Here is a 9,690-nt window from a genome sequence, read left to right on the forward strand (position 1 = left end):
TTAAACAGTGTCAATGGGTTTTTTGACACTGTTTTTTGTTACATTTATGGTTCTATCCATGAGTATGAAAAAAAGACATGAACAAAAATTGGTTGTCGTTTCAATAGCCTTGTTGCTATTGTTTAATATTCCGTTTTTGCTTATTTATAGTTTGGAAGGAGCCATCTTGGGCATTCCTGTTTTTTACTTCGTTATTTTTTCTATTTGGTTGGTGTCCATTGTAATCGCATACATTGTATTAAAAAGGCATTATGAGTAATTATATATTAATTGCCATCATCATGTTCTATTTGGCAGTCTTGTTTTTTTTGGCTTTCAAAGCTGAAAAAAATGCCAAGAGCCGCTGGGTGAACAATCCGTATGTGTATTCTTTATCGCTAGCTGTTTATTGTTCAGCTTGGACGTATTACGGGAGTATTGGGATAGCGGCCAATTCGGGTGTGGATTTTTTGCCTATTTATATCGGACCGGTAATAGCAGCACCACTCTGGATTGTATTGCTGCGTAAAATCATCCGTATTTCTAAACAACACAAAATTTCTTCCATTGCCGATTTTATTTCTTTGCGCTATGGAAACAATCGGTTTCTAGGAGCTTTGATTACCGTCATTTGCTTTCTGGCCATTCTGCCTTACATCTCACTTCAACTAAAAGCTGTCTCTGAAGGGTTTGAAATCATTTCAGATGAAACGAGCTATGTCTCAAAAAGCATTTGGGATGACTCCACCTTTTATATTGCTGTCTTATTAGCCGTATTTGCTACTTTTTTTGGGACACAAGCTACAGATGCCTCTGAAAAACACCGGGGAATCGTGACCACAGTAGCTTTGGAGTCCATTTTGAAAATCGGATTTTTCCTTTTAGTAGGGATATATGTCACCTTTTTCATCTTTGATGGTACACAGGATATTTTTGACCAATTTTCGCAAATTGGAGATGTAGACCGACTCACAACCATTCAAGGCTTAGAAGGCGGTGTTAATTGGTTCTTCATGGTAGCCCTATCATTCTTCGCTATTTTTCTATTGCCGCGGCAGTTTCAAATGGCAGTGATAGAAAATAACCGGGAAAAGCATTTAAAAACAGCTATTTGGGCTTTTCCACTGTATTTGTTGCTGTTCAATTTGTTTGTGATTTTTATTGCTTTTGGCGGGAAATTGGTTTTTGGTGATACAGCCAATGCAGAGTACTATACACTGCTACTTCCCTTGAGTGAAGGTCATTTGTTTTTAACATTATTGGTGTTCTTGGGAGGTTTCTCCGCGGTAATATCCATGGTGGTTGTTTCCACCCTGGCATTGTCAACCATGGTAAGTAATAACCTGATTATACCTTATGGGTTTTTGGACAAATTTATTGAGAACCATCCTGATAAAAATGCCTACTATATTAAAAACATCCGCCGTATATCCATTTTCTCTATTATTATACTGGCCTATGTTTTTTACTACCACTTTTCTATAGAGCGGTCCTTGATTTCTATAGGACTGGTATCATTTGTAATTGTATCACAATTGGCACCTTCTTTTTTTATAGGGTTGTATTGGAATAGAGGATCGGCGAGAGGGTCTATCGCTGGGATCATAATTGGATTTGCCATTACGGTTTATACTTTAATACTGCCATTTACTACCAATATAGTTTCGGGTAACAATAATTTAGCTGAGCATGGATTATTCGGTATTTCCCTGTTAAAGCCTTATGCTCTTTTCGGAATTGACTTTTTGAATCCCTATGCTCATGCCATGTTTTGGAGTTTGACCTTCAATATTTTGGTTTATTTGGTTTTATCCCTTATTTATAAAGGAAACTATCGAGAAAGAAACTATGCAGAAATGTTTATTGATAGTAAAAACTATTCTTCTTTACAAGACAGTGCTTTGGTATGGAAAGGAGAAGCTTATGTAGCAGATATTAAAAATGTGTTGGCTAAGTTTTTAGGAGAAAAGGAAACCACAAGGGCTCTACGGATATTTTTTACAAAATATGACCTACCTCAGGACACCCAAGTTGCCGATGCTCGATTGATTAATTTTTCTGAAAAGCTTTTAACGGGAAGCATTGGTAGCGCATCGGCAAAAATCCTTATTGCAAGTGTGGTGAAAGAGGAAGAAATTAGCTTGTTGGAAGTCTTGAAAATTTTAGAAGAATCAAAGGAAACCATTGCAAGAAATAAAATGCTTAGAGAAAAGTCAGAAACATTAACCTTACTGACAGACCAGCTAAGACAAGCCAATTTGGATTTATTGGACAAGGACAAACAAAAAGATGAATTCTTGGATACCGTTGCCCATGAATTAAAAACGCCAATTACAGGAATAAGGGCCTCAACCGAATTGGTATTGGAAGATAAAGAAATGCCCGATCCAATAAGGGAGCAGTTCTTAAAGAATGTGCTTCAGGATAGCGACAGACTCTCTAGGTTGATCAATAATATTTTAGATTTTGAAAAACTCTCAAAAGGCAAGACTACGTTAGATTTGGCTCAAAATGACATTCAGCAAACCATCAAAAAAGCGATGGAAGTTGTGAAACATATGGCAGCCAAAAAACAGGTAGCCTTAGTTAATAAAAACCCTCACAAACTTTCCTTAAGGTATGATGCAGATAGAATCCTTCAGGTGTTGACAAATTTATTATCAAATGCCATTAAGTTTTCACCTGCAGAAACCGGTGTGGTTACAATGGATTATAAGTTGTCAAATCAAAGTATAGAACTATCTGTCACTGATAACGGCAAGGGAATTCCACCGGAAGATTTTGACTTTATTTTTGATAAATTTTACCAATCAAAACACCAGAATACTAAAAAGCCAGAAGGTAGTGGGTTGGGGCTAGCCATTTGTAAGCAAATTGTGGAGCAACACCAAGGAACCATATGGATTGATAAATCTTATAAAAAAGGGGCTAAGCTTGTTTTTAAACTGCCTTTTGATTAAATTGCCTACCGAAACTATGACGAGGAAAATTTTAATTGTAGATGACGAACCGAATATAGTGATGACCCTGGAATATGCCTTCAAAAAACAAGGCTTTGAGGTGTTTATAGCGCGAGATGGAGGTGAAGCATTGCAAATTTTAGAAAGTAATATTCCAGATGTTGTTTTACTGGATATTATGATGCCAGAAGTAGATGGGTATGAGACCCTTAAGTTCATAAAAGAAAAGTCAGGTTTAGAACAGGTGAAAGTCGTGTTTCTAACTGCAAAACATAAAGCTTCAGATATTGAAAAAGGCTTAAAACTTGGAGCAGATAAATATTTAACCAAGCCGTTTTCGATAAAGAAAATTATCTCCGAAATACAGGATTTACTTGATTAACAATTGGTTTTGTGTGCAAATTAAACCAATGTGTAATTAAAGTAAGTTGTTATGAAATTTCGACTAGGACCGTTAGCATCGGATATATTGATATCCATATATGCCATAGGGTCCCTATATCTTCGTTTTAAGTTTGAAAGTCAAACTCCTATTAGTCCTTTAAACTCCATTGTTATGGGGGTATGTTTTGTTGTGGTTATTTGGGCTTTAATCAAATTAAAGGTCCTCAATCCAAATTGGTTTGGTTTGTTTAATTCTAAAAAGGCTCAATAATGGACTACATGGATTTTTACAACCAAAGCATTGCAGAACCTGAAGTATTTTGGTTGAAGCAAGCGAAACAGTTAGATTGGAGCCAACTTCCTAAAACCATTACTTCAAAAAATGATGAAGATTATAACCAATGGTTTGCAGATGGCACTTTAAACCTTAGCTATTTATGTATAGATAAGCATATAGCCGATGGATATGGTGAACAAAATGCGATTATTTATGATTCTCCAGTAACCAATACCATTCAAAAAATCAACTATAACGAGCTTCATGAAGAAGTGTCCAAATTGGCTGGTGGGTTACAGAAATTGGGAATTGGCAAAGGGGATACCGTAGTTATTTACATGCCTATGATTCCTCAAGCGGTATACGCCATGTTAGCCTGTGTTAGAATAGGAGCGATTCACTCTGTAGTATTCGGGGGATTTGCACCACATGAGTTGGCTATCCGGATTGACGACTGCAAGCCCAAAGCCATCATAACAGCAACTTGTGGTATAGAGATAAAAAGAATTATTCCCTATAAACCGTTTGTAGATGAGGCCATCAATCAGGCAGAGCATAAACCTAATCATGTCGTCATCTTTGATCGTGGAATTGATGTGGAGAGACCACAAAAAACCTATGACGTCGATTATAGTGAATTGGTTGCTGAATCAGATTCCGTAAAACCAGTGGATGTACATTCAAACCATCCCTCTTATATTTTATATACCTCAGGAACCACAGGAAAACCTAAAGGTATTATTAGAGACACGGGTGGTTATGCCACAGCCCTAAAATTTTCAATGAAATATATCTATGGGGTTGATGAAGGCGATGTGTTTTGGGCAGCCAGTGATGTAGGTTGGGTTGTAGGACATAGTTACATTGTTTATGGTCCTTTGTTAAATAGAAATACCACCATCCTTTTTGAAGGTAAACCTATTAAAACACCAGATGCTTCCACGTTTTGGCGAGTGATAAGTGAACATCGAGTCAAAGTCATGTTTACAGCACCTACAGCTATAAGGGCCATTAAGAAAGAGGACCATGATGGTGAATTTATTGAAAAGTATGATTTATCCTGTTTGAAATATCAATTCCTTGCTGGAGAGAGATGTGATGTGGCTACCCTTTCTTGGACTCAGCAACATTTGCATATACCGGTCATTGACCATTGGTGGCAAACAGAATCTGGTTGGCCTATGTTAGCCAATATGGTGGGCGTGGGATTACAGGAAATCAAACCTGGTTCCGCGGGGTTACCAGTTTGTGGTTATGATATCAGAATCCTTGATGAACACGGGGAAGAAGTTTCTGATGGCGTAGAAGGCTATGTGACTGTGAAATTACCATTGCCACCAGGTACGTTAAGCAGTCTTTGGGGAAATCCTGAACGATTTAAAGCAGGATACCTAAAAAGATTCCCAGGATATTATTTTTCCGGTGATGGAGGCTATAAGGATGAAGATGGTTATGTCTTTATTACAGGTAGGGTAGATGATATTATCAATGTGGCTGGCCACAGGTTATCAACCGCCGAAATGGAAGAAATTGTCGCTTCCCATAAAGATGTGGCAGAATGTGCCGTTTTTGGAATCCATTGTGAAATCAAGGGACAGAAACCACTGGGATTGGTTGTCTTAAAATCAGGTCAAACAAGTGATGAAGAAGTTTTAAAATCAGAGGTCATTCATGATGTGAGAAAGGAAATAGGTGCGGTGGCATCGTTTAAGGATGTCTTGGTTGTAAAACGCCTTCCAAAGACGAGATCGGGAAAAATTCTTCGTAAATTGTTACGACAAATGGCTGATGATTTATCTTTTAACATCCCATCAACCATAGATGATATGGATATCATTCCCGAAATCCAATCGGTTTATAAAGAAAATGAAATAGGAATACACAAACACTAATTATTAAAACATACATTAATTATTATGAGTAATTATCACATTAAACATTTAGAAGAGTACTTTCAGGTTTATAGAAAATCAGTTAGAAACCCTGAAAGTTTTTGGGAAGAGGTTGCTGAAGAACATTTTTTATGGAGAAAGCGATGGGATAATGCCCTAAGTTGGGATTTTTCCAAGCCCGAGGTAAAATGGTTTGAAGGCGCCAAATTAAATATTACAGAGAACTGTATTGATAGGCATTTAAATACAAGAGGCGATAAAACAGCCATAATCTTTGAGCCCAATGACCCAAATGAAGCGGCGCAACACATTACCTACAAACAGTTACATGATAGGGTGTGCAGATTTGCCAATGTACTTAAGGAACAGGGAATCCAAAAAGGAGATCGCGTTTGTATCTACCTTCCCATGATTCCAGAATTGGCTATTTCAGTCTTGGCATGTGCCCGTATAGGAGCGATCCATTCGGTAGTATTTGCTGGTTTTTCCTCAACGGCTTTAAGTACTAGAATCAATGATAGTGACTGTAAAATGGTCATCACGTCTGATGGGTCTTATCGCGGTTCAAAAACAATTGACCTAAAAGGTATTGTAGATGAAGCGTTAGAAGATTGTCCAAGCATCCAAAGTGTCTTGGTAGTGAAAAGAATCAACTCTGATATCCAAATGAAAGAAGGTAGAGACCATTGGTTACAACCTTTATTGGATGAAGCTTATCACGATTGCGAACCAGAAATTATGGATTCAGAAGACCCATTATTTATTTTATACACCTCAGGTTCCACTGGGAAACCTAAAGGTATGGTGCATTCGTCAGGTGGGTATATGGTATATACAGCCTATACCTTCAAAAATGTATTCCAATATCGGGAGAATGATGTGTATTGGTGTACGGCAGATATTGGATGGATTACGGGACACAGTTACATCGTTTATGGGCCATTGGCAAATGGTGCTACAACGGTGATGTTTGAAGGCGTGCCTAGTTATCCAGATTTCGGTCGCTTTTGGGAAATTGTAGACAAGCACCAAGTCAACCAATTTTATACAGCGCCTACGGCTATTCGTGCTTTGGCTAAAGAAGGGGTTGACTATGTTGAGAAATATGATTTATCATCTTTAAAAGTGTTGGGAACCGTTGGTGAACCTATCAATGAGGAGGCTTGGCACTGGTATGATGACAATGTAGGTAAAAAGAAATCACCTATTGTAGATACTTGGTGGCAGACTGAAACAGGTGGGATTATGATTTCACCCATTCCGTTTGCAACACCTACCAAGCCTACCTATGCGACCTTACCATTTATTGGTATCCAACCTGCATTAATGGATGAAAACGGTAAGGAAATCAAAGGAAATCAGGTAGATGGTAGACTCTGTATTAAATTCCCTTGGCCATCCATGGCTCGAACCATTTGGGGCGACCACCAAAGGTATAAGGACACCTATTTTTCTGCTTTTGAAAACATGTACTTTACAGGTGATGGTGCTTTGCGGGATGAAGTAGGTTATTATAGAATTACTGGTAGGGTAGATGATGTCATCATTGTTTCTGGCCATAACTTAGGAACAGCACCTATAGAAGATGCTATTAATGAGCACCCAGCGGTTGCAGAAAGTGCTATCGTAGGATTCCCTCATGACATTAAAGGAAATGCCCTTTATGGTTATGTGATCTTAAAAGATACAGGTGAATATCGTAGACATGATAACCTGCGTAAAGAGATAAACCAATTGATTACAGAACAAATTGGCCCTATCGCCAAGTTAGATAAAATCCAGTTCACACAAGGGTTGCCTAAAACACGTAGTGGTAAAATCATGCGTCGTATTTTAAGAAAAATAGCGAGCAAGGACACGTCAAACTTAGGAGACACCAGTACGTTATTAAACCCTGAAGTGGTTCAAGAAATTATAGATAATGCTCTATAATGTCATAATTAGTGTTATGTGAAAAAGAGGGTTAAAAAACCCTCTTTTTTTATGTGATTATACGTCCTCCTCTTGGTTTGATGAGCTTCTAAATATTTTCTTCTTGAAAGCACTAAATAAACCAATAGCACCTATGGCTATAAACTTCCAAAACTTTATAAGTAATGCAAAAAAGCCAGCTTTGGCTAGTATTTTTCCAGCAATAAGTCCTCCGATACCGTAGGCAGCCACTTGGTCAATATCAGGATTGAAATCCTCATAGCGATGACCTTTGTTAAACTCCACACTTCGAATCACATAGTCCTTATCTTGGTTGAATTCATCTAAAACAGAAACGTCACCAATAGCCGTTAAGCTTAAATAACCTTTTCTTCCCAGGACTCTTATTTCATAGTTTAAGGTATTCACATCATAGTTTTCAAATTTAAGCTCCTTGGCCCAATGTAATTTTTTGTTTTCGTGATCATAATAAGGTGGAGCTGCCCATCCTACCAACTCGATTTTTTCATAGCCCATAGTTTCTCGTTGCGGATTGGCTTCTAGAACATCTTTTTGCATTTCTTCTAATAGATCATCATAATCCAAATCTTCGGCATCTTCATCATCGATATAGCCATCCTCTGAATAGGAAATTTCGATGCAATAGGAAAAGTCATCATCCAATGGTGAAACATTCTCCGGAAGCAACATACCTAAAGATTCACTAGGCGGATTGTTCCATAATTCAGTTAGAACATACTCGGTTTGCTCAGAATTTAAAAACTTATAGCCGTTTGGAATGTGAATGATTGCCAAATCATCACCAAGGGTGACATCCCCATGCTCATATTTAAAGCTATTGTTGATGCTATCCATAGCTTTTTGATAGGTGGCAAGATCAAACGATAGGGTGTCAGTTGATTCCTGTGCTGAAACAGAGAAAATTGAAAAAATAATAAATAATGAAAACAGTTGGTTTTTCATGGTTAGTTTGGGTTAGTGTTAATAATTAAGCTTGCAATATAATATTCTTGAATTTTAAATGCCTTATTTTTTTATCAGTTTGCTTGCTTTTTCGACCTCCCGTTTCTTCTAAAATTAATATTTTTGAAAAGGATTTTTAGGAATGATGAACTACCAACCTTTACTTGATTATATCGCCCAGTATGTGTCCTTGACCAAAGAAGAGGAAGCCTTTTTATTGAGTAAATTAAGCTACCGTAAATATCTTAAAGGGCAATACGTGCTGCAACAGGGAGATATCAGTAGGGTAGAGTGCTTTATAGTAAAAGGATGCACCAAAATGTTTTTTGTAGATGATTCGGGTCAAGAACATATCATTATGTTTTCTATTGAAGATTGGTGGACGTCCGATTTAGGAAGTTTTAGCACCCAAACTCCTTCCGATTTTAATGTACAATGTTTAGAGGATACTGAGCTCATTCAATTCTCACACGATACCATTGAAGACATTTTTGAACGCATACCTAAAATGGAACGCTTTTTCAGAAAGATCATTGAAAAGGCCTTTGTAGCCTCCCAGAAAAGAATCATCCGTAATTTTAGTATGACAGCCAAGGAGCGTTACACCTCCTTCAGAAACAAATACCCTTCCATGGACCAACGCATTCCTCAATACATGATTGCGTCCTATTTGGGTATCACCAAAGAGTTTTTAAGTAAGATAAAAAGCCAACTGCTTTTAGAAGACTAAGGCGGTTGTTTTTTTTCCTGTCATGCTGAACTCGTTTCAGCATCTCCAACCTTGTCACGCTGCACCCCAATTCTGTCACGCATAACCCAAGCCCTTGTCATGCTGAACTTGTTTCAGCATCTTTAACTTCATCATCCCCAATCCCAGCATCTCTTATCTCACCACCCCACAAAAAAACCTCATTTTTTAACAAATAAACACCTACATTTTTAATAAAAATCATAAATTAGTGATTCTCCTTAAGTTATAACGACCAGTTGCTAGCTCGTAGGGTTTATTATTTGAAATAAACCTATGATTTAATGTATTTTAAAAAGATAATAACAAACTCGAAACCCACACAAAAAGATATCCCGACAAAAAGAGGAGTGAAAGATTATTTTAGTAAGGATGTATCAAATTGTGCTTCATTATAACCAACCAATGACTAATGATAAAATTCTTCAGAAAAATTAGACAAAAAACCCTGACTGAAAATAAATTTGGAAAGTATTTAACCTATGCTATTGGAGAAATTATTCTTGTAGTTATTGGGATTTTGATTGCCCTACAGATTAATAACTGGAACATAAA

Annotated in this window: 9 protein-coding genes and 1 pseudogene; 8 read left to right on the forward strand and 2 right to left on the reverse strand. The window is 37.3% G+C overall.

What is annotated here, in order from left to right; translation table 11 throughout:
* Window positions 1–64: 64 nt before the first annotated feature.
* From LOK78_RS16080 to acs, 6 genes are read left to right on the forward strand one after another with little or no spacing between them, the layout of a single operon-like run.
* Complete coding sequence (locus tag LOK78_RS16080; RefSeq protein ID WP_166961975.1) at window positions 65–259, forward strand: hypothetical protein; 195 nt, start codon at window positions 65–67, stop codon at window positions 257–259.
* Window positions 252–2,939: a sensor histidine kinase gene (locus tag LOK78_RS16085; protein ID WP_232635623.1), complete on the forward strand. Its 2,688-nt coding sequence runs from the start codon at window positions 252–254 to the stop codon at window positions 2,937–2,939. The genes LOK78_RS16080 and LOK78_RS16085 overlap by 8 nt, the downstream gene beginning before the upstream one ends.
* 16 nt (window positions 2,940–2,955) lie before the next feature.
* The gene (locus LOK78_RS16090; protein WP_053970097.1) at window positions 2,956–3,321 is read left to right on the forward strand and encodes a response regulator transcription factor; all 366 of its coding nucleotides are present in this window, start codon (window positions 2,956–2,958) and stop codon (window positions 3,319–3,321) included.
* Between the two features lie 51 nt (window positions 3,322–3,372).
* A complete protein-coding gene (locus LOK78_RS16095) occupies window positions 3,373–3,594 on the forward strand; it encodes a hypothetical protein (protein WP_053970096.1) in 222 nt (73 codons plus the stop codon).
* A complete protein-coding gene (locus LOK78_RS16100) occupies window positions 3,594–5,492 on the forward strand; it encodes an acetate--CoA ligase (protein ID WP_232635624.1) in 1,899 nt (632 codons plus the stop codon). The genes LOK78_RS16095 and LOK78_RS16100 overlap by 1 nt, the downstream gene beginning before the upstream one ends.
* A gap of 24 nt (window positions 5,493–5,516) precedes the next feature.
* Entirely contained in the window at window positions 5,517–7,424 is a 1,908-nt protein-coding gene (gene acs / locus LOK78_RS16105) for an acetate--CoA ligase (RefSeq protein ID WP_053970094.1), read from the forward strand.
* 57 nt (window positions 7,425–7,481) lie between these two features.
* On the opposite strand, the gene LOK78_RS16110 is transcribed toward acs, so the two are convergent.
* A complete protein-coding gene (locus LOK78_RS16110) occupies window positions 7,482–8,387 on the reverse strand; it encodes a DUF2167 domain-containing protein (RefSeq protein ID WP_232635625.1) in 906 nt (301 codons plus the stop codon).
* Window positions 8,388–8,529: 142 nt separating this feature from the next.
* Here LOK78_RS16110 and LOK78_RS16115 point away from each other — a divergent pair, with 142 nt between their 5' ends.
* Window positions 8,530–9,117: a Crp/Fnr family transcriptional regulator gene (locus tag LOK78_RS16115; protein WP_232635626.1), complete on the forward strand. Its 588-nt coding sequence runs from the start codon at window positions 8,530–8,532 to the stop codon at window positions 9,115–9,117.
* 97 nt (window positions 9,118–9,214) lie between these two features.
* On the opposite strand, the gene LOK78_RS16695 is transcribed toward LOK78_RS16115, so the two are convergent.
* On the reverse strand, window positions 9,215–9,340 hold the full coding sequence (locus LOK78_RS16695) for a hypothetical protein (protein ID WP_255673767.1): 126 nt from the start codon (window positions 9,338–9,340) through the stop codon (window positions 9,215–9,217).
* A 207-nt stretch (window positions 9,341–9,547) separates the two neighbouring features.
* On the opposite strand from LOK78_RS16695, the pseudogene LOK78_RS16890 reads away from it, so the two are divergent.
* Window positions 9,548–9,690: pseudogene (locus LOK78_RS16890) on the forward strand (DUF6090 family protein); the annotation flags it as partial.

This window comes from Mangrovimonas futianensis, from assembly GCF_021245805.1.
GTDB classification, from domain to species: domain Bacteria; phylum Bacteroidota; class Bacteroidia; order Flavobacteriales; family Flavobacteriaceae; genus Mangrovimonas; species Mangrovimonas futianensis.